Origin of the sequence: Paracoccus sp. SCSIO 75233, from assembly GCF_027912675.1 — a bacterium.
Taxonomy (GTDB): Bacteria; Pseudomonadota; Alphaproteobacteria; order Rhodobacterales; family Rhodobacteraceae; genus Paracoccus.
The window spans coordinates 3,154,904-3,178,239 of sequence record NZ_CP115757.1; the positions used below are offsets into that span (position 1 = coordinate 3,154,904).

The 23,336-nt window shown below is 62.8% G+C and carries 23 protein-coding genes; 15 read left to right on the plus strand and 8 right to left on the minus strand.

The features are described from left to right. The first annotated feature begins 34 nt into the window (after nt 1–34). Genes PAF12_RS15270 through PAF12_RS15285 form a run of 4 tightly spaced genes read left to right on the plus strand, consistent with a single transcriptional unit; the run spans nt 35 to nt 7,543 of the window. Nucleotides 35–1,060 (plus strand): efflux RND transporter periplasmic adaptor subunit, encoded by a 1,026-nt coding sequence (locus tag PAF12_RS15270; protein WP_271107872.1) that lies wholly within the window; start codon nt 35–37, stop codon nt 1,058–1,060. Then, entirely contained in the window at nt 1,057–2,151 is a 1,095-nt protein-coding gene (locus PAF12_RS15275; RefSeq protein ID WP_271107873.1) for an efflux RND transporter periplasmic adaptor subunit, read from the plus strand. Before PAF12_RS15270 ends, PAF12_RS15275 begins: the two co-directional genes overlap by 4 nt. Further along, a complete protein-coding gene (locus PAF12_RS15280; RefSeq protein WP_271107874.1) occupies nt 2,148–5,210 on the plus strand; it encodes an efflux RND transporter permease subunit in 3,063 nt (1,020 codons plus the stop codon). The genes PAF12_RS15275 and PAF12_RS15280 overlap by 4 nt, the downstream gene beginning before the upstream one ends. Before the next feature lie 53 nt (nt 5,211–5,263). Next, nucleotides 5,264–7,543 (plus strand): NADP-dependent malic enzyme, encoded by a 2,280-nt coding sequence (locus tag PAF12_RS15285; RefSeq protein ID WP_271107875.1) that lies wholly within the window; start codon nt 5,264–5,266, stop codon nt 7,541–7,543. Nucleotides 7,544–7,555: 12 nt separating this feature from the next. Here the strand turns inward: PAF12_RS15285 and PAF12_RS15290 are convergent, their stop codons facing one another. Together PAF12_RS15290 and PAF12_RS15295 are read right to left on the minus strand one after the other, a co-directional pair. Continuing rightward, nucleotides 7,556–7,807, minus strand: coding sequence for a sulfurtransferase TusA family protein (locus PAF12_RS15290; protein ID WP_271107876.1), 252 nt, complete (start codon nt 7,805–7,807; stop codon nt 7,556–7,558). A gap of 33 nt (nt 7,808–7,840) precedes the next feature. Next, entirely contained in the window at nt 7,841–8,455 is a 615-nt protein-coding gene (locus tag PAF12_RS15295) for a GcrA family cell cycle regulator (RefSeq protein WP_271107877.1), read from the minus strand. A 109-nt stretch (nt 8,456–8,564) separates the two neighbouring features. On the opposite strand from PAF12_RS15295, the gene PAF12_RS15300 reads away from it, so the two are divergent. The 5 genes from PAF12_RS15300 (at nt 8,565) to argF (ending at nt 12,640) form a co-directional block, all read left to right on the plus strand. Continuing rightward, on the plus strand, nt 8,565–9,383 hold the full coding sequence (locus PAF12_RS15300) for an ABC transporter permease (RefSeq protein WP_271107878.1): 819 nt from the start codon (nt 8,565–8,567) through the stop codon (nt 9,381–9,383). Beyond that, entirely contained in the window at nt 9,380–9,775 is a 396-nt protein-coding gene (locus PAF12_RS15305; protein WP_271107879.1) for a VOC family protein, read from the plus strand. Before PAF12_RS15300 ends, PAF12_RS15305 begins: the two co-directional genes overlap by 4 nt. Nucleotides 9,776–9,942: 167 nt before the next feature. Next, entirely contained in the window at nt 9,943–11,121 is a 1,179-nt protein-coding gene (locus PAF12_RS15310) for an aspartate aminotransferase family protein (protein ID WP_271107880.1), read from the plus strand. Beyond that, nucleotides 11,114–11,590 carry a GNAT family N-acetyltransferase gene (locus PAF12_RS15315; protein WP_271107881.1) on the plus strand — a complete coding sequence of 159 codons (477 nt, stop codon included), beginning with the start codon at nt 11,114–11,116 and terminating at the stop codon, nt 11,588–11,590. The genes PAF12_RS15310 and PAF12_RS15315 overlap by 8 nt, the downstream gene beginning before the upstream one ends. Nucleotides 11,591–11,713: 123 nt before the next feature. Next, nucleotides 11,714–12,640, plus strand: coding sequence for an ornithine carbamoyltransferase (gene argF / locus PAF12_RS15320; RefSeq protein WP_271107882.1), 927 nt, complete (start codon nt 11,714–11,716; stop codon nt 12,638–12,640). 2 nt (nt 12,641–12,642) lie between these two features. On the opposite strand, the gene PAF12_RS15325 is transcribed toward argF, so the two are convergent. Further along, nucleotides 12,643–13,407 carry a protein-disulfide reductase DsbD domain-containing protein gene (locus PAF12_RS15325; RefSeq protein ID WP_271107883.1) on the minus strand — a complete coding sequence of 255 codons (765 nt, stop codon included), beginning with the start codon at nt 13,405–13,407 and terminating at the stop codon, nt 12,643–12,645. A gap of 116 nt (nt 13,408–13,523) precedes the next feature. On the opposite strand from PAF12_RS15325, the gene PAF12_RS15330 reads away from it, so the two are divergent. Beyond that, on the plus strand, nt 13,524–14,087 hold the full coding sequence (locus PAF12_RS15330) for a YqgE/AlgH family protein (RefSeq protein WP_271107884.1): 564 nt from the start codon (nt 13,524–13,526) through the stop codon (nt 14,085–14,087). Here the strand turns inward: PAF12_RS15330 and PAF12_RS15335 are convergent. Next, a complete protein-coding gene (locus PAF12_RS15335) occupies nt 14,084–15,031 on the minus strand; it encodes an L-threonylcarbamoyladenylate synthase (protein WP_271107885.1) in 948 nt (315 codons plus the stop codon). The two genes, PAF12_RS15330 and PAF12_RS15335, sit on opposite strands and share 4 nt — an antisense overlap. Before the next feature lie 134 nt (nt 15,032–15,165). On the opposite strand from PAF12_RS15335, the gene PAF12_RS15340 reads away from it, so the two are divergent. The 4 genes from PAF12_RS15340 to PAF12_RS15355 are packed head-to-tail and all read left to right on the plus strand — an operon-like array spanning nt 15,166 to nt 18,743. Beyond that, the gene (locus tag PAF12_RS15340) at nt 15,166–16,854 is read left to right on the plus strand and encodes an acyl-CoA dehydrogenase (protein WP_271107886.1); all 1,689 of its coding nucleotides are present in this window, start codon (nt 15,166–15,168) and stop codon (nt 16,852–16,854) included. Beyond that, complete coding sequence (locus tag PAF12_RS15345) at nt 16,851–17,900, plus strand: MBL fold metallo-hydrolase (RefSeq protein ID WP_271107887.1); 1,050 nt, start codon at nt 16,851–16,853, stop codon at nt 17,898–17,900. Before PAF12_RS15340 ends, PAF12_RS15345 begins: the two co-directional genes overlap by 4 nt. A gap of 56 nt (nt 17,901–17,956) precedes the next feature. Continuing rightward, complete coding sequence (locus PAF12_RS15350) at nt 17,957–18,106, plus strand: aa3-type cytochrome c oxidase subunit IV (protein ID WP_271107888.1); 150 nt, start codon at nt 17,957–17,959, stop codon at nt 18,104–18,106. 1 nt (nt 18,107) lies between these two features. Next, entirely contained in the window at nt 18,108–18,743 is a 636-nt protein-coding gene (locus PAF12_RS15355; protein ID WP_271107889.1) for a hypothetical protein, read from the plus strand. Here PAF12_RS15355 and PAF12_RS15360 read toward each other — a convergent pair. The 4 genes from PAF12_RS15360 to greA form a co-directional block, all read right to left on the minus strand. Next, the gene (locus tag PAF12_RS15360; protein ID WP_271107890.1) at nt 18,731–19,060 is read right to left on the minus strand and encodes an AzlD domain-containing protein; all 330 of its coding nucleotides are present in this window, start codon (nt 19,058–19,060) and stop codon (nt 18,731–18,733) included. The genes PAF12_RS15355 and PAF12_RS15360 overlap by 13 nt on opposite strands. Beyond that, nucleotides 19,057–19,839 carry an AzlC family ABC transporter permease gene (locus PAF12_RS15365; protein WP_368045147.1) on the minus strand — a complete coding sequence of 261 codons (783 nt, stop codon included), beginning with the start codon at nt 19,837–19,839 and terminating at the stop codon, nt 19,057–19,059. The genes PAF12_RS15360 and PAF12_RS15365 overlap by 4 nt, the downstream gene beginning before the upstream one ends. Before the next feature lie 89 nt (nt 19,840–19,928). Next, on the minus strand, nt 19,929–20,846 hold the full coding sequence (locus PAF12_RS15370) for a hypothetical protein (RefSeq protein WP_271107891.1): 918 nt from the start codon (nt 20,844–20,846) through the stop codon (nt 19,929–19,931). Nucleotides 20,847–20,890: 44 nt separating this feature from the next. Beyond that, a complete protein-coding gene (gene greA, locus PAF12_RS15375; RefSeq protein WP_271107892.1) occupies nt 20,891–21,361 on the minus strand; it encodes a transcription elongation factor GreA in 471 nt (156 codons plus the stop codon). Nucleotides 21,362–21,659: 298 nt separating this feature from the next. On the opposite strand from greA, the gene PAF12_RS15380 reads away from it, so the two are divergent. Continuing rightward, on the plus strand, nt 21,660–23,318 hold the full coding sequence (locus PAF12_RS15380) for an electron transfer flavoprotein-ubiquinone oxidoreductase (protein WP_271107893.1): 1,659 nt from the start codon (nt 21,660–21,662) through the stop codon (nt 23,316–23,318). The last annotated feature ends 18 nt before the right edge of the window (nt 23,319–23,336 follow it).

Genomic DNA, 23,336 nt, shown 5'->3' on the forward strand with positions numbered 1-23,336 from the left:
TATTGCGCGTGTCGCCGCCGCGTTTTCGGCAGTTTTGGCGACAGGTTTTTGTCTTGGTCCTGCTTATGCGCAGCCCATCCGGGTCGAATTCATCGAAGCGAAGCCGACGCAGATCGGGTTGGATGTGCGTCTGACCGGAACGCTTGAGGCGCTCGACAGTGTCGATCTGGGGTTCCGCGAGGGCGGCCGGATCACCGATATTTTTGTTGATGAGGGGGATGAGGTCCGCCGGGACGAGGTGCTCGGACGGATTGATCCCTTACAAAAGCAGCAGGCATTCAACGCGGCACGGGCATCACTGGATGCGGCGCGGGCAGCGGAAGAACAGGCCCGGCAAGCGGCCAACCGTGCGCAGGCGATGCTTGATCGTGGGGTTGGAACGCGTGCGGCGCGCGACGATGCGCGTCAGTTACTCAGTTCGGCGGAAACCCGGGCACGACAGGCGCAGACCGCGCTTGATCAGGCCAGACGTTCGCTGGAGGATACCGAACTGCGCGCACCGTTCGAAGGCGTGGTGACCGCGCGAACCGGAGAGCCGGGGCAGGTGGTGGGCGCGGCGCAAGCGATCCTGTCACTCGCGGCGAGTGGCGGGATCGAGGCTCAGTTTCTGTCCCCGGACCTGCCACATCTTGATGCCGCGAAGGATGCGCGCGTGGACCTGACCACGCTGGAGGTCGATGCCCCCCCGATGGTGGGGCAGGTGACGGAGATTTCGCCGCTGGTGGATGAGGTTTCCGGCTCGGTGCGGGTCAGGGCGGTTGTGCAGGACGCGCCGGATGACGTGGCATTGCTGGGGGCGGCGGTGCGTGGCGTGATCGAACTCAGCACGGGAGAGGCGGTTGAGATCCCTTGGACGGCGCTGAGCTCCACCAATGGATCGCCAGCAGTCTGGGTGGTTGATGCCGATGGTAAGGCCCAGCTTCGCGAGGTTGAACTGGAGCGTTTTGACAATGGCTCTGTGCTGCTCAGCGGCGGTCTTGATGCAAACGAGATCGTCGTCGGTGCGGGCTCGCAGCTTCTCTATCCCGGTCGCCGGGTGTTGGATGGGGGACGCCAGTGATCCCTCGGCTGATCCTGATCGCGTCGATGTTCGTCGCCGGACCAGCCGCGGCGATTGATCTGCCGTGGTCAGACAGCGATGACGATCCTGCGGCACCACCCTTGCCGCGCCCGGTCGTGTCGGTCGTCGTCGAAGATGTCCCGTCGGAGCGGCGCAGCTTCCCCGGCGTTGTCATTTCCGGGACGGAGGTGCAGCTCGGTTTTCAGACATTGGGACGGTTGTCGTCGCGCCCGGTCGAGGTTGGGGACGAGGTCTCGGCTGGTGACGTGCTGGCAACCCTCAGGCCCGACGATCTGCAGGATAATGTCAGGGCAGCGCGCGCGGCGGTAGATAATGCGGAGGTGACGCTTGAGACCGCGCGTGCGGCGGCGGACAGAACGCGCGATCTGGCGCGAAACAACGTCGCCAGCACAGCGCAGCTGGAGCAGGCGGAGCGGGGACTTAAAGCCGCCGAAGCGGGGCTGGAGCAGGCAAAATCTGACCTTGCCCGTGCTCAGGATGCGGAAGGTTTCGCCAAGCTCGCCGCGCCGTTTGACGGCGTCGTGTCCGCGGTTTTCGAGAATCCGGGCACCGTCGTTGCTGCCGGGACGCCTGTTCTGACGCTGTCGGAGGTCGATACGCGCGAGGCGATCATCGACCTGCCCGAAGCCATTCTGGCCACGCTGTCTGTCGGAACGCCCGTATCGATCTGGCTGGAAGCCGATCCGGACACGCGCACCAGCGGGTTCATTCACCGGATAGATCCGCTTGCCGATGCCGCAACGCGGACGCGTCGTGTGCATCTGACGATGGAGGACTCATCCGAGTTTCGTCTGAATTCACTGGTCCGTGCGCAATATGGCGGTGGCGAGGGCAGCGTGGTGACCCTGCCTGCATCCGCGCTGACCGGCGATGACGATGACCCGGCGGTTTGGATCGTCAAACGCAGCGGTGCTTCTGCGACGGTGACCATGCGACGTGTCTCGGTCGGGCTGAAGCTGGGTGGTTTCGCGGTCATCGATTCCGGCATCGAGGTTGGGGAGGAGGTTGTCACCCGTGGCGTCAACTCACTCAGCGAGGGCCAAGAGGTCGGAAGGCAGGTCGATCCATGAAGCATGCGTCCGGCTTCAACCTCTCCGACTGGGCGCTGCGGCATCGCAGCTTCGTCTGGTTCCTGCTGGTCGTGTCGATGCTGGCTGGCACGATGTCCTATCTCAATCTCGGCCGTGAGGAAGACCCGAACTTCACCATCAAGGTCATGGTTATCGGTGCGTCGATGCCGGGCGCCACAATCGACGATACGCTGGATCAGGTAACCAAACGGATCGAGAGCAAGCTGGAAGAGCTTGATGAACTGAAATTCACCCGCTCGGTCACCGTGCCGGGTCAGGCGGTCGTTTACGTTGAACTCAACCCGGATGTGAACGGCGGTGACGTGCCGGAAGTCTGGCAGCGGGTCCGGGAAATGATGGCCGATATCAGGCCGGATTTCCCGCCCGAATTTGCCGGGTTCCAGTTCAATGACAATTTCGGTGACGTGTTTGGCAATATTTATGCCTTCACATCGGATGGCTTCACGCCGCGAGAATTGCGCGATCGGGTGGAGGATATTCGCGATCAGGTTCAGGCACTGCCGCTTGCCGGGAAGGTCGAGCTTCTGGGCGAACAGGACGAGGAAATCTATCTCGAATTCTCTCCTTCCCGCCTCGCATCGCTGGGTCTTAATCAGGAGCAGGTGGTCGCCACGCTCAGCGGGCAGAACGCAATCTCGCCCGCGGGGATGATCGTCTCCGGCCCCGAGCAGATTCTGGTCAGGGTTGGCGGCCAGTTTGACGATGCGGGTGCCATTGCGGCGGTCAATCTTCGTGTCGGCGACCGGTTCTTCAACCTTGCCGATGTCGCGGAGGTACGGCGGGGATATGAGGATCCGCCGCAGTCGCTGTTCCGCTACAATGGCCAGCCTGCCATCGGGCTACAGATCGGCATGAAAGAGGGCGGCAATATCCTGACATTCGGCGAGCAGGTCGATACGCTGATGACCGACATCGCCGCCGACCTGCCCATCGGGATCGAGATGGCGAAGGTCGCCGATCAGCCGCATGTGGTTGACGAGGCTGTGGGCCATTTCGTCCGGGCGCTTGTTGAGGCGGTCGCCATTGTTCTGCTGGTCAGCTTCATCAGCCTCGGCTTTCGCGCCGGAATGGTTGTGACCATGACAATCCCGCTGGTGCTGGCGATCACCTTTGTCATCATGGAACAGTTCGGGATCACGCTTCAACGCGTCTCGCTCGGGGCGCTGATCATCGCACTTGGGTTGCTGGTCGACGATGCAATGATCGCGATCGAGACGATGATTTCCCGGCTGGAGCTCGGCGAAACGCTCAGCGACGCTGCCTCCTATGCGTGGACCTCAATCGCGTTTCCGATGCTGTCGGGCACGCTGGTCACGGTCGCGGGTTTCATTCCGATTGGGCTGAACAACTCCGATGCGGGGGAATTTACGTTCTCACTGTTCGTGGTGATCGCCGTGTCGCTGGTCATAAGCTGGATCGTCGCCGTGCTGTTCGCCCCGCTTTTGGGCGTGACTTTCCTGCCGAAGAAAATGCACCACGATGCCGAGAAAATCGGCTGGATGCGGCGAGGATTCCGGCGCACATTGCGCGTCGCGATGCGGTTCAAATGGGTCACGATCCTGATCACCGCGATTGCCTTCGGTGCCTCGATCTGGGGCATGCGCTTTGTCGAGCAGCAGTTTTTCCCGACCTCGGACCGGCCTGAGCTGATTGTTGATGTCTCACTGCGCCATAACTCCTCGATCGAAGCGACACGGGAGGTCATGGACCGGCTCGAACGCTATCTGGCTGAGGAGGAGGACGTCAGCTTCTGGACCTCATATGTCGGGATGGGGGCGCCGCGCTTCGTGCTGGCTTTGGACGTGCCGACTGCGGGGCCGTATATGGGCCAGATCGTCATACAGACGCCGGGTCTTGATGCGCGTGACAGGTTGCGCGACAAGATCAACCAACTCGCGTCAGATGAGTTTCTGGGCGAAGACCTCTACGTCAAAAATCTGGAGGTCGGCCCGCCGGTCGGCAAGCCCGTTCAGTACCGTGTCAGTGGACCGGACATAGAGGAAACGCGGGACGCCGCCCGTGAACTGGCCGCCGTTCTGGCGGAAGAGCCGCGTCTGCGGGATCTGACGCTCGACTGGAACGAACCGGCCCGGGTGGTGAAACTGCTGGTGCGGCAGGATCAGATGCGTCGGCTTGGCATCAGCTCTTCGGATATTTCCGGGGCGCTGGCGTTGATGTTCTCAGGTGTGACAATCACGCAGTTGCGGGATGGCGAATACCTGATCGACGTGATCGCGAGGGGGGATGAGGATGAGCGTAACTCCATCGACACGCTGCGCAACCTGCAATTCGCTATGGGCAACGGTGAGGCGATACCGCTCGCCAGCCTTGCGGCGCTGGAATACGGGACCGAGCAGCCGCTTATCATGCAGCGAAACGGCCTGCCAACGGTCACCGTCAAGGCGGATATTGACGGCAGCGACCAGCCCGCCACGCTGGTGGCCGCTATGGCGGAGCGGGTCGCGGCGTTTGGGGATACCCTGCCGCCAACCATCCGCATCGAGGTCGGCGGCACCGTCGAAACCTCCGCTGAAAGTCAGGAGCCGATTGCGGCGGTCGTGCCGCTCATGCTGCTTTCGATGGCGTTTCTGATCATGGCGCAGATGCAGAGCTTCCGCCTGTCGCTGATCGTGTTCACCGCCGCCCCGCTGGGTCTGATCGGCGTCGTTGCGGTTCTGGTCGGATTCGCTGTGCCAATGGGGTTCGTTGCGATCCTGGGCATTCTGGCGCTTGCCGGTATTCTGATCCGCAATTCGATCATCCTTGTCCATGAAATCCAGAGCCTGCTGGAAAAGGGCCGCAGCCAGTGGGACGCTGTGTTCGAGGCATCCGACAGCCGCGCCCGTCCGATCCTGCTGACCGCCGCTGCCGCCAGCCTCGCGCTCATTCCGATTTCGCGGCAGGTGTTCTGGGGACCGATGGCGTTTTCGATGATGGGCGGGATTATCGTCGGGACGCTGATTACGCTGCTGTTTGTCCCGGCGCTGTACTGCGCGGTTTATCGCGTGCGGCTTCCGCAGGCAAAACCGGCAAAGTGATTGAGGCTTCCCCGGTGCTTGCGTAGACATGGCCCACCAAGGCCGGAGGACCGATGAGCGACAACAAACCCCGCACCGCCCGTATCACGTCGGAAGAGGCGCTTTCCTATCATATGGAGCCGCGTCCGGGGAAATTCGACGTCGTGCCTTCGACGCCGATGGCGACACAGCGGGATTTGTCGCTGGCCTATTCGCCGGGTGTGGCCGTGCCGGTAGAGGCCATCGCGGAGCGGCCCGAGACCGCGTATGACTACACGACCAAGGGCAATCTCGTCGCCGTCGTCTCGAACGGGACCGCGATTCTGGGGCTGGGGAACCTTGGCGCGCTCGCCTCCAAGCCGGTGATGGAAGGCAAGGCGGTTCTGTTCAAGCGCTTTGCCGATGTGAACGCGATTGATATCGAACTCGACACCGAAGACCCCGATGAGATCATCAACGCGGTCAAGCTGATGGGGCCGAGTTTCGGCGGCATCAATCTTGAGGATATCAAGGCGCCTGAGTGCTTCATCATCGAAAGCCGCCTGAAAGAGCTGATGGACATCCCCGTCTTTCACGATGACCAGCACGGCACCGCGGTGATCTGTGCGGCAGGGCTGATCAATGCGCTGGAGTTGTCGGGCAAGCGGATCGAGGATGTGCGGATCGTGCTGAACGGCGCTGGTGCTGCGGGCATCGCCTGTCTGGAACTGCTGAAAGCCATGGGCGCGCGGCACGACAACTGCATCATCTGCGACACCAAGGGCGTGATCTATCAGGGCCGCACCGAAGGGATGAACCAGTGGAAATCGGCCCATGCCGTCGTGACCGAGGCCCGCACGCTGGACGAGGCGATGAAGAGCGCGGACGTGTTTCTGGGCGTTTCAGCCAAGGGCGCGGTAACGCCTGAGATGGTGGAGAGCATGGCCGATAACCCGGTCATCTTCGCCATGGCCAACCCCGACCCCGAAATTACGCCGGAAGACGCCCATGCCGTGCGCGCCGATGCCATCGTGGCGACGGGTCGCAGCGATTATCCCAATCAGGTGAATAATGTGCTGGGCTTTCCCTATCTGTTCCGCGGCGCGCTCGATATCCATGCCCGCGCGATCAATGACGAGATGAAGATCGCCTGCGCGCAGGCTTTGGCCGAATTGGCCCGCGAGGACGTCCCGGACGAGGTCGCCGTGGCCTATGGGCGCAAGCTGCAATTCGGGCGCGACTATATCATTCCGACGCCGTTCGACCCGCGCCTGATCCATGTCGTACCGCCTGCCGTGGCAAAAGCCGGGATGGACACCGGCGTCGCGCGCCGTCCGATCATCGACATGGAGGCATATCGCGACGCGCTTCAGGCCCGTATGGACCCGACCGCCGCGATCCTGCAAGGCATCCATGCCCGCGCCCGGCAGCATCAGGCCCGCATGATCTTTGCCGAGGGCGACGATCCGCGCGTGCTTCGCGCCGCTGTGGCTTGGCAGCGTGGCGGGATGGGCTCGTCCATCGTTGTTGGGCGCGACGACGATGTGCGCAAGAAGCTGGAGGCTGCGGGTCTTGGCGAGGCGGTTCGAGAGTTGACAGTTGTCAACGCCGCCAACACCCGCCACCTCGACGCCTATCACGATTTTCTCTACGCGCGTTTGCAGCGCAAGGGGGTGGACCGCGAGGACGCGCATAAGGAGGTCAATCGCGACCGCCATGTCTTCGCCTCGCTGATGCTGGCGCATGGTCATGGCGACGGGCTGGTGACGGGGGCGACGCGGAAGAACGCCCATGTGCTGTCGCAGATCGGGCAGGTTTTCGACGTGCGCCCGCAGGATGGGACCGTCGGGATTACCGCCGTGCTGCATAAGGGCCGGATCGTGTTGATCGGGGATACGCTGGTCCATGAATGGCCGGAAGCGGAGGACCTTGCCGATATTGCCGTGCGCGGCGCGCATGTCGCCCGCCATCTGGGGCTGGAGCCGCGCGTGGCGTTCCTGTCCTTCTCGAATTTCGGCTACCCGGTCAGTGAGCGGGCCGAGAAGATGGCCGAGGCGACCCATGTCCTCGACGCCCGCCGGATCGATTTCGAGTATGAGGGCGAGATGACCGTGGATGTCGCGCTGAATATGGAGCAGGCGGCGAAATACCCGTTCTCCCGCCTGACCGGACCGGCCAATGTGCTGGTTGTCCCGGCGCGGCACTCTGCCTCCATCTCCGTGAAGCTGATGCAGGAAATGGCGGGTGCTACGGTCATCGGGCCGATCCTGACGGGGGTGGATCAGCCGATCCAGATCTGCTCGACCTCCTCTACCGTGAACGACATTCTGAATATGGCAGCGATTGCGGCTGGTCGTTTGGGGCAGGTGCGTTAGGCCGCGCTTACGCTACGCTGGTCTCGCGCGGCAATCCATCGGGTCGCCGCGCTGAACCTCGAACCGTGTGGCGCCGTCGGGTTGGGCAGTCGATGCGATCAAAATATGCCCGGCCTCGGCGCAGAAATGCGGAACATCGACCATCGCCATCTTGTCCGTGGCGATCAGCGCCACACGCGCGCCGGGTTCGAGCCCCAGCAACACCTTGCGCAGCCGGAGCACCGGAAGCGGGCAGAGCAGACCGCGCGCGTCAATCTCTGTCATGCTGCACCCGCCTGCCACGCGGCCAGTCGTCGCTCAGCGACGGCGGTCGCGGCGAGAGCTCATCGGCTGGAAGGCTACGCCGACATGCGCCTCGCAATAAGGCTTCCCTGCCTGTGAGGGCAGGCCGCAGAACCAGAATTTCTCCGTCGCCGGGTCACCGATGGGCCATTTGCAGGTCCGCTCCGTCAGTTCCATCAGCGAGAGCTTGCGGGCCTTCTTCTCGACCTCGCGGACATTGGCCAAGGCTTCCGGGCTGATTTCATTGGCCGAGGGCTGCGGCGGCAGGGGTTGGCCGGCGGGCACGATCTGGCGGCGCGCGTTGAACGAAGGCTGCGGCGGCGGAGAGGCCGATTCCGTCGCGGGCTCGGGCTCCGGCTCAGCGGCTTTCGGCTTTGCCTCCGCCTTTGCAGGCTCCGCCTTCGCTTTGGCCTTTGCAGCGGGCTTGGCCTTCGCCTCTGCCTTTGCCGGTTCGGCGGAAGCTGCGGCATCCGATTCGCCCTCGTCCCGATTCGACAGGCCGAGCCGGTGAACCTTGCCGATCACCGCATTGCGGGTGACGCCGCCCAGCTCTTTCGCGATCTGGCTGGCAGACTGGCCTTCGCCCCACATCCGCTTCAGGGTTTCCACGCGCTCGTCGGTCCAGGACATTTCAGCCTTTCCGGCGGTCCCCCGCCCATCTTGCAATTCCAGACTTGCCCGGTCACACCGGGAATACCGTGAAATATCCTGCCACGCCTGCCAATTCAAGAAGCGAGCCATGACAGAAATCGATCCGATTATCCGCCGGCCTATGGGCGCGCGCCGCTTTGGCCGTATCAACTGGCTTGGGCTATGGACACTCGCCCAACGTGAGATCAGCCGTTTCATGTCCGTCTGGCAACAGACGGTGTTCGCGCCGCTGATGACGGCGGGGCTGTTCGTGGTCGTGTTTTCCATAGCGCTTGGCCGGGGCGACCGGGAGATCATGGGCCTGCCCTATATCGCCTTTCTCGGGCCGGGTATCCTGATGATGACGGTAATCCAGAACAGCTTTGCCAACACCTCCTCCAGCATGATCAGCTCGAAAATGCAGGGGAATATCATCGATACGCTGATGCCGCCTTTGTCGGCAGGGGAGATCCTGACGGGTTATCTGATCGGCGCGGTTGCACGGGCGGCGCTTGTGGCGCTGGTGATCGGGATCGGGATGATGGTCATGATCGGGCAGTTGCCGCAGCATCCGCTGGTGGCTGCGGTGTTCATCGGGCTGGGTGCGCTGCTGATGGGCGGGCTGGGGCTGATCGGCGGGATCATGGCGCAGAAATTTGACCAGATGGCGGCGCTGACGAATTTCGTTGTCACCCCGCTGAGCTTTCTGTCCGGCACGTTCTATTCCATTCAGGCGCTGCCGCCGTTTTTCCGCGCAATCAGCCATGCGAATCCGATTTTCTACCTGATCGACGGTGCCCGCTACGGTTTCACCGGGGTCAGTGATTCGAGCCCCGTGCTGGGGTTCGCGATCTGCCTGTTCTCCGTGCTGCTGGTCTGCGGCACCTGCCTGTATCTGCTGCGCAGCGGGTATCGGATGAAACCGTGAGTCATCTCGCCCTCGTCACGCTTGTTGTCGATGATTATGACCGGGCGATTGGGTGGTTTCAGACCGCGCTCGATTTCCGGCTGGTCGAGGATGTGCCGTCGCTGACCGATGATGGCCGCCCGAAACGATGGGTTGTCGTCGCGCCGAAAAGTGGCGGCTGTGCGATCCTGCTGGCGCGCGCGGACGGGCAGGCGCAGGCGGACCGGATCGGGGATCAGACCGGCGGGCGGGTCGGGTTCTTTCTGCACAGCGATGATTATCAGGCGGATTACGGCCGGATGATCGCCGCTGGGGTCCGTTTCGAGGAAGCGCCGCGCGAGACCGAATATGGCCGGGTCGCCAAGTTCCGCGACCTCTGGGGCAATCGCTGGGATCTCTGGCAGCGAAAATAACCCTTGCCCGGCGGGCGGTTTTGACGCATTCAACATTCCATGATCGTACGGACCGCCCTTTTTTCCCGTCCCCGACGCCGCTGAGGCGCGCGATCCCGCATGTCCGGCGGCTAAACGTGGCAATTCCATCTGCTAATCCGTTCAAGGCCAGTTGAAGGAGCCTTCCGATGTCCGACTTTCCGCATGTTCTGCCGACTTATAACCGCGCGCCGATGGCGTTCGAGCGTGGCGAAGGCTCATGGGCGATCACGGCGGACGGGACGCGATATCTCGATCTGGGTGCGGGGATTGCGGTGAACGTGCTGGGTCATGCGAACCCCGATCTGGTGGCTGCGCTGACCGATCAGGCGGGCAAGATCTGGCATGTCTCGAACCTTTACAAGATCCCGCAGCAGGAACGGCTGGCTGATCTTCTGGTTGCGCACAGCTTTGCCGATACGGTTTTCTTTACCAATTCCGGGACGGAGGCCGCCGAGCTTGCGATCAAGATGGCGCGGAAGTTCTGGGATCACCGGGGTCAGCCCGAGCGGATCGAGATCCTGACGTTTGAAGGGGCTTTTCACGGCCGCTCCACCGGGGCGATTGCGGCTGCGGGGTCGGAGAAGATGGTGAAGGGTTTCGGCCCGTTGATGCCCGGTTTCAGGCAATTGCCGTGGGGGGATATGGAGGCGCTCAAAGCAGCGATCAGCGATCAGACCTGTGCCGTCATGCTGGAGCCTATACAGGGTGAAGGCGGCATTCGCCCGCTTGAGGACAGCGACCTCAAGGAAATCCGCAGACTGTGTGATGAAGTCGGCGCATTGCTGATCCTGGACGAGGTGCAATGCGGCATGGGCCGGACCGGGCGGCTGTTTGCGCATGAATATGCCGGGATCGCGCCGGATATCATGATGGTTGCGAAAGGGATCGGCGGCGGCTTCCCGCTCGGTGCGGTTCTGGCGACGGAAGACGCCGCTTCGGGAATGGTCGCGGGCTCTCACGGGTCCACCTATGGCGGCAATCCGCTCGCCTGTGCCGTGGGCGCTCGGGTGATGGAGATCGTGGCAGAAGATGCGTTTCTGGCGGAGGTGGGGCGCAAGGCGTCGCTGATGCGGCAGAAGCTGGAAGGGCTGGTGGACGCGCATCCTGATGTGTTTGACGCGGTGCGGGGGCAGGGGCTTATGCTGGGCCTGAAATGCAAGGTCGCGCCGGGCGATATGGTGAATGCGGGTTATGCGCAGCATATCCTGACTGTCGCCGCTGCCGACAACACGCTGCGTCTGTTGCCGCCGCTGAATATCACGGATGAGGAGATTACCGAGGCAGTCGCGCGGCTCGACAAGGCGGCAGGGAGCCTCGATGGCTGATTACAGCTTCAGACCCGTCGTCGCGGCCGATCTGCCAATGCTGGCGGAATGGCTGCGGCAACCGCTGGTGGCGGAATGGTGGCCGGGTCCGGATCGCCAGATCGCCTTGATGGGTGAGGATATGGAAAACCCGGTCATGCATCAGGTCATCGCCTGCCGGGATGGGATCGATTTGGGTTACGCCCAGTATTACCCGGCCAATCACTGGCCTGCGCCGCATTTTACCGATCTGCCTGAGGATACGCTGGCCATCGACGTCTTTGGTGGTCCGCAGGGACAAGGTCATGGCGGGGCCTGGTTGCGCGCACTTGGGGATCTGCTTCTGGCCGATGCCTCGACGCTCGCCATTGATCCTGCACCGCACAACCTTCGCGCTGTCCGGGCCTATGAAAAGGCAGGTTTTCAGGGCGATGCGATCCGCCCCGATGCCGAGGGTCAGCCTGTCCGCGTCATGACCCGGCGACGATAGGGTCGCGCTGACCATCTCCGAAACATGACGGGAAGCCGCGCGAATATGCGGCCGGGGCTATGGCCCCCTTGACCCCGCCCCCCGATCCGGGCTTGCTGGCCCGACACGCTGAAAGACATGCAAATGAACCATTTCCTCGATATCCATACGACGCCCAAAGAAGAACTTCGCAGCATCATCGACAAAGCCCATGCCATGAAGGCGGCGCGCAACGGTCGCCCCAAAGGGACGGTTGACGATGACACGCCGCTGGCCGGACGCATGGTCGCGCTGATCTTCGAAAAGCCCTCCACCCGGACCCGCGTCAGCTTCGATGTCGGTGTGCGTCAGATGGGCGGGCAGACGATGGTGCTGTCGGGCAAGGAAATGCAGCTTGGTCATGGGGAGACGATTGCCGATACCGCCCGTGTCCTGTCGCGCTATGTCGATCTGATCATGATCCGCACCTTCGAGGAAGCGACGCTGCTGGAAATGGCCGAATACGCCACGGTGCCGGTCATCAACGGGCTGACCAACCGCACCCATCCCTGTCAGATCATGGCCGATGTGCTGACCTATGAAGAGCATCGCGGCCCGATTGCCGGCAAGAAAGTCGTCTGGTCGGGCGACGGCAACAATGTCTGCGCAAGCTATCTTCAGGCGGCAGGGCAGTTCGGCTTCGATTTCACCTTCACCGGGCCGCAGACGCTGGACCCGGAGCGGGAGTGGGTCGATTTCGCACGCGATCAGGGCGTCAAAGCCGAGATCGAGCGTGATCCTTATAAAGCAGTGAACGGCGCCGATCTGGTTGTGACCGATACATGGGTCTCGATGCACGACCCAGAATCCGCGAAGGAGCGGCGGCACAACCAGCTTCGCGGCTATCAGGTCAATGAGGAACTGATGGCGAAGGCAAAGCCGGATGCGTTGTTCATGCATTGCCTGCCCGCGCATCGCAATGATGAGGCGACGAGCGCGGTCATGGATGGCCCGCATTCGGTGATCTTCGACGAAGCCGAAAACCGTCTGCACGCGCAGAAGGCCGTCGTCAGGTGGTGTCTCGGCGTCTGAGCCTATCCGGCGGCGCAGCCCTGATACTCGGTCGCGCCGTCATCGGTGATGCTGGTCAGCACGATCTGCGTGGGATCGAGCGGGAAGGGTTTGCCGCTGGGCGCGACGAGATCCGCCGCCGCCTCGGTCCCGTCCGCCGATATTTGCGGGGCAGAGATCCAGATATCGGGATCGCCGGTATATTCCACGGCGACAAGCGCATCGGGATCGGGCAAGGAAAGGGTGACGACCATGCCATCCTCGATCTCGCCGATGGTGCAGGCGGGCAGCGGCGTGCCGGGAGTTGGCGCGCGCGCGATTGCGGTCTCGATCACCGGATCGGGCGCGTTACCGGCAGAGGGTGCAGCAAGGGTCAGCTTCGCCGGGATACAGATATTCTCGCACAGACCGAAGGTCACTTCGGCCGAAAGCCCGACCGGCGCGTTACTCTCGGCGGGGGTCACGGTAAACGGCAGCACCAGCCGGTCGTGATAACCAAGCGTTCTGAGCCCCGCCGATTCGATCTCCTCCGGGGCGGGCCAGTGAAACGCGACGTCGCCGATATTGCTGCCCTGCCAGTCGAATTCCGGCGGCAGCCCGGTATCGCCGGGGCTGCGCCAATAGGTTTTCCATCCGGGTTCCAGCACCAGTTCAAGCGCCGCGATGCGGTTTCCGTCGGTGTCGGTCCAGCCCGGCAGCAGGCGCGCCGATTGCAGCCCTTGCGGAAGATCGTCCGCAGCATGGGCGGGCAAGGCGACAAGAACGGACAGGATCAGCGCATATCTCATGCCGCCTGATTACCCCGTCTCGGGTGTCGGCTGAAATCACCTTTTCGGTACGGGCGAAGTCCAGCGGGGTTGCAGATCCGGTCCGCGCAACTGATCTTAGAGGGCAGGAGAACGATATGAACCCCGACAGCGACCTGACCGGCAAGATCCTGATTGCCATGCCAGACATGGCCGATCCGCGTTTCGCGCATTCGGTCGTGCTGATCTGCGCCTATGGCGATGACGGGGCAATGGGAATCGTTCTGAACCAGCCGATCAAGGGCATGAAGTTCGCACAGCTTCTGGAGATGCTGGAAATCAAGGACGCCGCAAACGCCCCCGATCTGTCAGTGCGGACCGGCGGTCCGGTCGAGCCCGTGCGTGGTTTTGTCCTGCATCCTGAGCGCGATGAGACACAGGAGGGCTCCATACAGGTCGGCTCCGGGCTTGAGGTGACGACGACGCGCGGCATCCTGCTTGAACTGGCAAGGGGGCGGGGCCCGGAGCGTGCGATGCTGGCGCTTGGCTATGCCGGTTGGGGACCGGGTCAGCTTGACAGCGAAATCCGAGCGAATGGCTGGCTGACCGGGGAAATGGACCCGGATTATGCTTTCGGTGATCCGGACACGGTCTGGCTCAGGGCTTTGCGGGCGCTTGGCGTCGATCCGCTGCTATTGTCAGGCGCGGCAGGCCGGGCCTAACGGGGCGCGGCGGCGCGCCTCAGCCGGTCGTTGATGGCGCGGCCGAGGCCGTGATCGGGAATCGGGGCCACGGCAATCGGCTGTCCGGCCGCATCCGCCAGATGCAGAATGTCGAACAGCCGTGCCGCCGCCTCCACCAGATCGCCCGAAGGCGAAAGGCTGGCATCGCCGGAAACAGGGCCGAAGCCGATCAGAAACTCTCCCGCTTCCGCCTCGAAAGCGTTCAGCCGTACCGATGCAGTGGGGGCGTAGTGGCTGGACAGCATGCCCGGTGCAGCAGGCCGGTCGGGGTTTGCGGCAGGGGGCAAAGGCGCGCGACCGAGGCAGTCTGCAATGACCTCCGCCGGCAAACCGCCCGGACGCAGAAGAACCGGGACACCGTCCTGCCAGCCGATGATCGTGGATTCCAGCCCGACGGGACAAGGCCCGGCATCCAGAATGACTGCCAGCTTGTTACCCAGCCCATCCAGCACATGCTGCGCGGTCGTGGGGCTGATCCTGCCGGAAGGGTTGGCGGATGGTGCGGCGACGACACCACCGAAGCTGTGCAGCAGGTCCTGCGCGACCGGATGGGCGGGCACGCGAATGGCGACCGTGTCGAGCCCAGCGGTCACGAGCGAGGCAATCCCGGCATCGGGGCGAAGCGGAACCACGAGGGTCAGCGCCCCCGGCCAGAAGCTCTCCGCTACCCGCAATGCCTCGCCGCTGAATTCCCCGATCTGCGAAGCGACCCCCAGATCGGGGGCGTGGACGATCAGCGGATTGAAGCTCGGCCGCCCCTTTGCCGCGTATATCGCTGCCACTGCCTGTGCGTTGCGGGCATCCGCCGCCAGCCCGTAAACCGTCTCCGTCGGCATCCCGACCAGCTTGCCCCGTGCCAGCATCATCGCCGCATAAGCTATATGTTCGGCCTCCGGGGCGAGCAGTCGGGTTTCTTCGGTCATCAGGTTTCTGGGCGGAGTTACGCAGGGTTTCGGGACAGGATGGGTTGCCGGGGCGCGTCCGGCTTGTAATCTGTGCAGATCGTTTGATGTCATAGACGCCGGTTTTCGCCAGAGCAAGCCGGGGAGGGGAGCAGATGCCGTACCACGCACCAGTCGAACAGATTCGCTTTATCCTGAACAGCGTCGTTTCCTTTCCCGAGGTTTCCGGGACGGAGAAATTCACCGAAGCCTCGCCGGACATGGTTGACGCCATTCTGACGGAGGCGGGGCGTATGACCTCCGAAGTGCTCGCCCCGCTGAACGAGGCAGGCGATCAGCATCCCGCGCGGCTTGAGAATGGCGTCCTGCGCTCTTCCCCCGGCTTCAACAAAGGGTTTCAGGCCATTGCCGAGGGCGGCTGGATCGGGCTTTCCGCCGACCCGGAATATGGCGGGGCTGGGCTTCCGCAGGCGATCAATATGTCGGTTGCCGACATGATGGCGGGGGCATGTCTTGCGTTGCAGCTGAACCCGCTGCTGACGCAAGGCCAGATCGAGGCGCTTGAGCATCATGCCAGCGACGAACTGAAGGCGCTTTATCTGCCCAAGCTGATCTCGGGCGAATGGAACGGCACCATGAACCTGACCGAGCCGCAGGCCGGTTCGGATGTCGGTGCGCTGAAATCGAAGGCCGAACCGAATGGCGATGGCACCTATTCGATCACCGGGCAGAAGATTTTCATCACCTGGGGCGACAGCGATGTGACGGAAAACACCTGTCATGCCGTGCTGGCCCGCTTGCCGGACGGGGTGCAGGGCACCAAGGGGATCAGCCTGTTCATGGTCCCGAAATACCTGCCGGACGAGAACGGCAATCCGGGTGAGGCGAACAGCCTGAAAACCGTCAGCCTGGAACATAAGATGGGCATTCACGGCTCGCCCACATGCGTGATGAGCTATGAGGGCGCGAAGGGTTGGCTGATCGGCAAGGAGCATGGCGGCATGGCCGCGATGTTCACCATGATGAATGCCGCCCGGCTGGGTGTCGGTGTGCAAGGCGTGGGCGTTGCAGAGGCGGCGCTGCAGAAGGCGACGGAATATGCCGCCGAGCGCGAACAATTCGGTCCGATCATCCGGCATGCCGATGTGCGCCGGATGCTCGCCACCTCGCGGGCAGAGGTGTTTGCGGCCCGTGCGATCTGCCTCGCCTGTGCGACGGCCCTTGATATGGCCGATGCGACCGGGGATGCCGACTGGGCGGCGCGTGCGGCACTTCTGACCCCGATCGCCAAGACCCACGGCACGGATGTGGGATGCCGTGTAGCAGATACGGCTGTGCAGGTGCATGGCGGCATGGGCTATATCGAGGAAACCGGAGCCTCCCAATATCTCCGGGACGTTCGGATCACGCCGATCTACGAAGGCACCAACGGCATTCAGGCGATGGACCTCGTCGGGCGCAAGATGATGGATGGCGGCACGGCGGCGCAGGCGCTTCTGGACGAGATCATGGACAATGCGCGCGGCAACAGCAAAATCTGTCCGGAACGGGCGGAAGCCCTGTGGAGCGCGGCGCAAAACCTCTCCGAAGCGACCACGAAACTGGTGGAGATGGATATGGATGACCGTTTCGCCGGGGCGATGGCGTATCTGTCTGCCTTTGCGCGCGTACTCGGCGGGCATTTCCACATGAAAGCGGCGATGGCCGGCGGCGAGGATGAGCAGCTTCTGGCGCGCATCTATATCGACCGCATTCTGCCGCGTAATGCCGCCGATCTGGCCGAGCTGGAGGCCGGGGTCGCCGATCTGAACGCGGTCAGCGATGCGGCACTGGGACTGGCGTGAGCGTCAGCGTGGCAGACGGCATCTCTCACCCCTGGGCGGAGCCACCTGCCCAGGGTGACGCTGTAGAAGTCGCGGACGGTGTCCTGTGGATGCGCCAGCCGCTGCCGATGAAGCTGGACCATGTCAATGTCTACGCGTTCGAGGACGGTGACGGCTGGACGGTCGTCGATACCGGCTTCGACAGCCGCAAAAGCCGCGCGATCTGGCAGGTTCTGCTGGACGAACCGCTGCAAGGGCGTCCGGTTCACCGGGTCATCGCGACCCATCACCACCCGGATCATCTGGGTCTGGCAGGCTGGTTCATGGATCACGGGGCGGAGCTGTGGACGACCCGCACTGCCTGGCTGATGGCCCGGATGCTGGTGCTGGATGAACAACCAGTCCCGACGCCCGAGACGATCTCGTTCTGGCGGGCCGCCGGGATGCCGCCGGAACTGGTCGCTAAGCGCGCTGGCGAGCGGCCGTTCAACTTCGTCGATTCGGTGCATGCGATCCCGCCCGGCTACACGCGTTTGATAGATGGCGAGACGGTGCGTTTCGGCGGGCGCGACTGGCTTATCGCGACGGGGGACGGTCACGCGCCGGAACACGCGACGTTCTGGTCGCAGCAGGACGATCTTGTCATCGGCGGCGATCAGCTTTTGCCCGGTATCTCGCCCAATCTTGGCGTCTATCCGACCGAGCCTAAGGCAAACCCTGTCGGTGAGTGGCTGGACAGCTGCACACGGTTTTCGGAATTGGCCGAGGACCGGCACCTCGTCCTGCCCGGTCACAAGCTGCCGTTCCGGGGCCTGCCGCTGCGCCTGACGCAGATGCGCGAAAACCATGTCTCCGCGCTTGAACGGCTGCGGGTGGCGCTTGGCGAATCGCCCCGCTCTGCGGTCGGGTGTTTTCCGCTGCTGTTTAAACGTCCCATCGGAGAGGGGGAGTTCGGTCTGGCATTGGTCGAGGCGGTCGCGCATCTGAATTACCTCGCCAAAGCTGGGCAGATCACACGGGCGGGCACCGACAATCACGGTGCTGTGCTATGGTCCGCTGCCGGGTGACAGGGCTGTCCCGATAAGCTATTAAATACAAAAATAGCCGCGATGAGGGACAGGTCATGGCAGAGAATGAAGTAACCGAGCACGAACCCGGAACGATGGACATCCGCGCACATGAAAAAATGTTCGCCTCCTTCGTCCGTTTTGCCACCTGGGTCTGCGTTCTCGCAGGGGTGGTTTTGATTTTCCTGGCGCTGACGAACGCCTGACATGCTGCGCCGAGTATTGATCGCGCTTACGCTGCCGCTGTTTCTGGCAGCCTGTGGTGCCGACAACAAATGGGCGAGTGACGAGGCCGTGCGGTCTGTCCGGTATACGTCGAACGAGCCCACCTCAATTTCGCTGATCACGGTGATCGGCCTCGTCCGGGGCGAGGGCGGTCATACCGCACTTCTCATCAATGGCAGCCAGCGGGTGATCTTCGATCCGGCGGGCAGCTTCGCCCATCCGCGCGCGCCCGAGCGTCAAGATGTGCTCTACGGTGTCACGCCGGAGATGCTGAACGTCTATATCGACTATCACGCCCGCAACCTTCCGCGCGAAAGATACTATGTGACCGTCGATACGGTTCAGGTCAGCCCGGAGGTGGCGGAGGCCGCTTTGCGCGCAGCGCAGGAAAACGGCGCGGTCAACAAGGCGTTCTGCGCCGTCGGCACGTCCAATGTTCTGCACAAGGTTCCGGGGTTCGAGGGCGCACCGGGCGGGTTCAGCCCGATCCGCATGCGTGACTGGTTCCTGACGCTTCCGGGTGTGCAATCCACCAGCTATCGCGACAACGATCCGCGTCTGGTGCATGGCGATCTGTTGCGGATGAAAGACGGCTCGATTGAGGCTTACGACAGGTAAAGCCCGATAAACAGCGTGGCCGCGCCTGCAAAGATCGCGGCCAGCGTGTTCCGGGTGGCGTAGCCGACCCCCAGCGTTGCAATCCCCGCTGCAAGCCGTGCCGGATCGGTCTGACCGTCTGTCGCGGCTGGCCACAGCACCAGCGGGGCAGACAGCGCCGGCAGCACCGCAACGGCGGTATAGCGCAGCATCCGCAGCAACCATTCCGGCATCGGCCGGTTCCCGATGGCGCCGAGGAAGCTGTAGCGCAGGAAAAACGTGCCGAGCGCAATGGTCAGGATGATGAACCAGATTTCGGCTGTGCTGTACCCGTTCATAGCTGTCCCCCGCTCCGGCGTACCATCACCGTTTCAACCGCCGCGCCGACCAGCATTGCGATCAGTGCCGCGATCATGGTGCCGACACCGGGCGGAAGCCCGACCAGCAGCAACGACAGGACGACAGCGACACCAGCCGCCGCGATATGGGCGAAGCTGCGCAGCGCCGGTGCGATCATGGCAAGGAACGTGATCGGCACCGCGAAATCCAGCGGAATGCTGTCCGGGATGATCTTGCCCATCGTGGCACCAAGGAAGCTGCACAATGTCCACGCGCCGCACATCACGACCGCTGTCCCCGCGAAATAGGCGATCCGCTGGGCAAGGCTGAGTTGCGGCACGCTCTGATAATGATCGATCGACATGGCATAGGTCTGGTCGATCAGGCCAAGCGCAATCCAGATCCGCACGCGGGCCGATGCCCCACCAAGCCACGGCACCAGCGAGGCGGAATACATCGCCATCCGCAGATTGACCGCGATGGACGACAGGATCACCAGCCAGACAGGGGCGTTATCGGTCATCAGCTGAAGGGCGGTAAACTGCGACGCCCCGGCAAAAACCAGCACGGTGAACCCCATGACCTCACCGATATTGAGCCCGGCCGCCGTCGCGACGACGCCGAACAACACCCCGAACGGGCCGATGACAAGCAAGAACGGCAGCGACTGCAAGGCACCATGTCTGAAACACTGCGCAGGCGTGCGGGCCATTGCGCGGTTGCGGGCGGCTTCAAACGCTCGCGCCCGGCGCGAGGCTGGAGAAGGTTTGTCGGTCATCTGGATTGGCCTAGATTACGTCCAGCCAACTTACCGGCATGCGGGCCACACGCAAGCGCAGCATCACCCTTCGGTCGCAAATAACTGTTTCAGTTTTCCTGACCGAATAGCCCTGCCGCACGGGCCAGCAGCATGAAGGCGCGGGCGGATCGTGTGTCGGACATCCAGACGATTTCATCGTCGGAAAGCTGCGGCAGAAGCATCATCACGCTGCGATCAAAGAGGCGCAGGAAATGGTGAACCGCATCGCGGAACACATCGTCGCCACGCATCGCCTCGACCGCAGCGGCGATGATTTCCGGATCGCGTACCGCACCGACATCGGCGACCGCCTTGCCGCGCTGGCCGTCACTGAATCGCCGCCAAGCTGCGGGGCTGGCGGGCTCCAGTTCCAACTCATCGGTATAGATGCCCCGGTCGGCAAGCAGCGTGACCACGTCCTGCGCGCTTCGGATCAGCCGGGCCTGTGCGGGATCGCGCAGCGTCTCGCGCAGCGCCGCAACGGCTTCCACATCGTCCGGGCCATCGGGGAAGTTCAGCGCGCGGATAAGCGTCTGTGGGGCGAGTTCAACCGCTTCGGGAGCATCAAGGCTGAAGCTGTGCTGCCTTGGATCACTCGGCACCTCTGCCGGGCTTTGTGGGGGCTGCGACGGACCAGCGGGCTTTGCCGCTGCCGCCCTCTGCGTCGATGCAGGGTTATTTTGTGTCGGCGCTGCGGGACGGGGACGCGCCGGCATCTGCGCGGACGGGATTTGCGGCGCGCGCTGCTCCTGCGGGGCGGGCACGCGCAGCGCGCTGCGCCCGATCTCCTCGCGCAGCGATGCTGCTTCCTCCCGCAATTCGTTCACGGCACGCGCCAGCCCGACCGCGATCCAGATCAGGGCGAGAGGCATGACCGCCGCAACGATGGAAACCCAACGACCCGGACCCTGCGTTCCATTACCCGAAAACAGCCACAGAACCAGCAGCATCCCGAGCCACAACACGCTCAGGCCGATACCAATCATTGCGGCGCGATCGCCTTTATCCGTCAAATCGCGCCGGGACATCATCACACGAACCGTACCTCCAGAATTTCGTAGCTGCGCACGCCACCGGGGGTCTGGACGTCGATCTCGTCGCCCTCTTCCTTCCCGATCAGGGCGCGGGCCAGCGGCGAGCGCAGATTGAGCAGCCCGTTTTCCAGATTGGCCTCATGCTCCCCGACGATCTGATAGGTGATTTCCTTATCCGTATCCTCGTCCAGCAAAACCACCGTGGCCCCGAACTTGACCGAGCCGGAGAGCTTCGTCGGATCGATCACATCGGCGCGCGACAGAACCTGCTCAAGCTCCTGTATCCGGCCCTCGATAAAGCTCTGCTTTTCGCGGGCGGAGTGGTATTCGGCATTTTCCGACAGGTCGCCGTGGGACCGTGCCTCGGCAATGGCGGCAATGATAGCCGGTCGTTCGGTCCCTTTCAGATCGCGCAGCTCTGCATCCAGCCTGTCATAACCGGCGCGGGTCATCGGGATCTTTTCCATGGTCTTTCCTAGTTCGTTCTGCGCTTCTGGCGCGGTTGGGTTGTACAAAACCCCCGCCAAACGAATGGCAGGGGTGCGATTCCGTTATGACCAGCGTTCCCCGATCCGGTCCCTTATTGCAAGCCGCAAGCCATCATTTAGGCAAAGCATCGCCGAGATTTTCCCCGTTTTTGCGTCCACTTCACCCTCTAAACCACTAAATTAGCGTTAACATGAGTGCTGCACCGCCGCGTAAACATTGCCGACCCGGTTTCAGCCGTCTAGTTACAGACAGGTAAACGCGAGCGGAGGGCAAGCCATGACCGGACAGGAAAATAGCATTGAACGCGAGTCGATGGATTTCGACGTTGTCATCGTCGGCGGCGGTCCTGCGGGCCTGTCCGCGGCAATCCGGCTGAAACAGATCAATGAGGATCTGAATGTCGTCGTGCTGGAAAAAGGCTCCGAAATCGGGGCGCATATCCTGTCGGGTGCGGTTCTGGACACGGCGGGCCTTGATGCGCTGATGCCGGACTGGGCCGAAAAGGGCGCGCCGGTTAAACAAGAGGTGACCAAGGATAATTTCTACATCCTCGGCGAATCCGGTCAGATGCGGGTGCCGAACTGGCCGATGCCGCCCCTGATGTCGAACCACGGCAAATACATCGTCTCGATGGGCAATGTCACCCGCTGGATGGCGGAGCAGGCAGAGGGGATGGGCGTCGAAATTTTCCCCGGCATGGCCTGTTCGCAAATCGTCTGGGACGGCGATCGCGTGGCCGGTGTCGTCGCGGGGGAGATGGGGCTGAACGCCGATGGCACTCCGGGTCCGCAATATGAGCCCGGCATGGAACTGCGTGGCAAATATGTGATGCTGGCCGAGGGCGTGCGGGGGTCGCTGTCGAAAGAGGTGATGGCGAAGTTCAACCTTTCCGACGGGCATGAGCCGCAGAAATTCGGCCTCGGCATGAAAGAGATCTGGGAGATCGACCCGGCGAAATTCAAGCCCGGCACCGTCACCCATACGATGGGCTGGCCGCTCGGCAAGAACGCGGGCGGCGGATCGTTCATCTATCATTTCGAGGATAATCAGGTGCTGATCGGCTTCGTCGTCCACCTGAACTACGCCAATCCGTGGCTGTTCCCCTATATGGAATTCCAGCGTTTCAAGCATCATCCGATGGTCGCCGAACTGCTGGAAGGCGGGAAGCGCGTCGCCTACGGGGCCCGCGCGATCAGCGAAGGCGGCTGGCAGTCGATCCCGAAACTCAGCTTCCCCGGCGGGGTTCTGCTGGGTTGTTCGGCCGGTCTGGTCAACGTGCCGCGGATCAAGGGCAATCATAACGCCATGTTCTCGGGCATCGCTGCTGCCAACGCCGCTGCTGCTGCAATTGCGGAAGGTCGTGAAGGTGATGAACTGACCGCTTACGAGGACGATCTCCGCTCCGGCCCGATCGCGAAGGATCTGAAGCCGGTGCGCAACGTCAAACCGCTCTGGTCGAAACTTGGCCTGACCGCGTCGCTGGCGCTTGGTGGTTTCGATATGTGGGTCGCCAATCTGACCGGCTGGAACCCGCTTGGAACGTGGAAGCACGGCAAGACCGACGCGGAGGCGACCGGAAAGGCTGCGGATTACAAGCAGATCGAGTATCCTAAGCCCGATGGCAAGCTCAGCTTCGACCGGCTCACCAATGTCAGCTTCAGCTTTACCAATCACGAGGAATCGCAGCCCTCGCATCTGAAGCTGAAAGACCCGTCGATCCCGATTGATGTGAACCTTCCGCAATATGCCGAACCGGCGCAGCGTTACTGCCCCGCCGGCGTCTATGAGGTTATCGGAGAGGGGGACGAGGCGCGGTTCCAGATCAATTTCCAAAACTGCGTCCATTGCAAAACCTGCGACATCAAGGACCCGTCGCAGAATATCGTCTGGACCTGCCCGCAAGGTGCGGACGGCCCGAACTACCCGAATATGTGATCGGCGGCTCCCGGCGCA

Excerpts from the sequence above, each read along its gene's own strand:
- PAF12_RS15360 (WP_271107890.1), bottom strand. The coding sequence starts at position 19,060 with ATGAACGGGTACAGCACAGCCGAAATCTGGTTCATCATCCTGACCATT.
- PAF12_RS15330 (WP_271107884.1), top strand. The coding sequence starts at position 13,524 with ATGAACCCCGACAGCGACCTGACCGGCAAGATCCTGATTGCCATGCCA.
- PAF12_RS15290 (WP_271107876.1), bottom strand. The coding sequence starts at position 7,807 with ATGACAGAGATTGACGCGCGCGGTCTGCTCTGCCCGCTTCCGGTGCTC.
- PAF12_RS15380 (WP_271107893.1), top strand. The coding sequence starts at position 21,660 with ATGACCGGACAGGAAAATAGCATTGAACGCGAGTCGATGGATTTCGAC.
- PAF12_RS15350 (WP_271107888.1), top strand. The coding sequence starts at position 17,957 with ATGGCAGAGAATGAAGTAACCGAGCACGAACCCGGAACGATGGACATC.
- PAF12_RS15340 (WP_271107886.1), top strand. The coding sequence starts at position 15,166 with ATGCCGTACCACGCACCAGTCGAACAGATTCGCTTTATCCTGAACAGC.
- argF (WP_271107882.1), top strand. The coding sequence starts at position 11,714 with ATGAACCATTTCCTCGATATCCATACGACGCCCAAAGAAGAACTTCGC.
- PAF12_RS15370 (WP_271107891.1), bottom strand. The coding sequence starts at position 20,846 with ATGATTGGTATCGGCCTGAGCGTGTTGTGGCTCGGGATGCTGCTGGTT.
- PAF12_RS15300 (WP_271107878.1), top strand. The coding sequence starts at position 8,565 with ATGACAGAAATCGATCCGATTATCCGCCGGCCTATGGGCGCGCGCCGC.
- PAF12_RS15335 (WP_271107885.1), bottom strand. The coding sequence starts at position 15,031 with ATGACCGAAGAAACCCGACTGCTCGCCCCGGAGGCCGAACATATAGCT.
- PAF12_RS15280 (WP_271107874.1), top strand. The coding sequence starts at position 2,148 with ATGAAGCATGCGTCCGGCTTCAACCTCTCCGACTGGGCGCTGCGGCAT.
- greA (WP_271107892.1), bottom strand. The coding sequence starts at position 21,361 with ATGGAAAAGATCCCGATGACCCGCGCCGGTTATGACAGGCTGGATGCA.
- PAF12_RS15310 (WP_271107880.1), top strand. The coding sequence starts at position 9,943 with ATGTCCGACTTTCCGCATGTTCTGCCGACTTATAACCGCGCGCCGATG.
- PAF12_RS15355 (WP_271107889.1), top strand. The coding sequence starts at position 18,108 with ATGCTGCGCCGAGTATTGATCGCGCTTACGCTGCCGCTGTTTCTGGCA.
- PAF12_RS15325 (WP_271107883.1), bottom strand. The coding sequence starts at position 13,407 with ATGAGATATGCGCTGATCCTGTCCGTTCTTGTCGCCTTGCCCGCCCAT.
- PAF12_RS15285 (WP_271107875.1), top strand. The coding sequence starts at position 5,264 with ATGAGCGACAACAAACCCCGCACCGCCCGTATCACGTCGGAAGAGGCG.
- PAF12_RS15315 (WP_271107881.1), top strand. The coding sequence starts at position 11,114 with ATGGCTGATTACAGCTTCAGACCCGTCGTCGCGGCCGATCTGCCAATG.
- PAF12_RS15365 (WP_368045147.1), bottom strand. The coding sequence starts at position 19,839 with ATGACCGACAAACCTTCTCCAGCCTCGCGCCGGGCGCGAGCGTTTGAA.
- PAF12_RS15295 (WP_271107877.1), bottom strand. The coding sequence starts at position 8,455 with ATGTCCTGGACCGACGAGCGCGTGGAAACCCTGAAGCGGATGTGGGGC.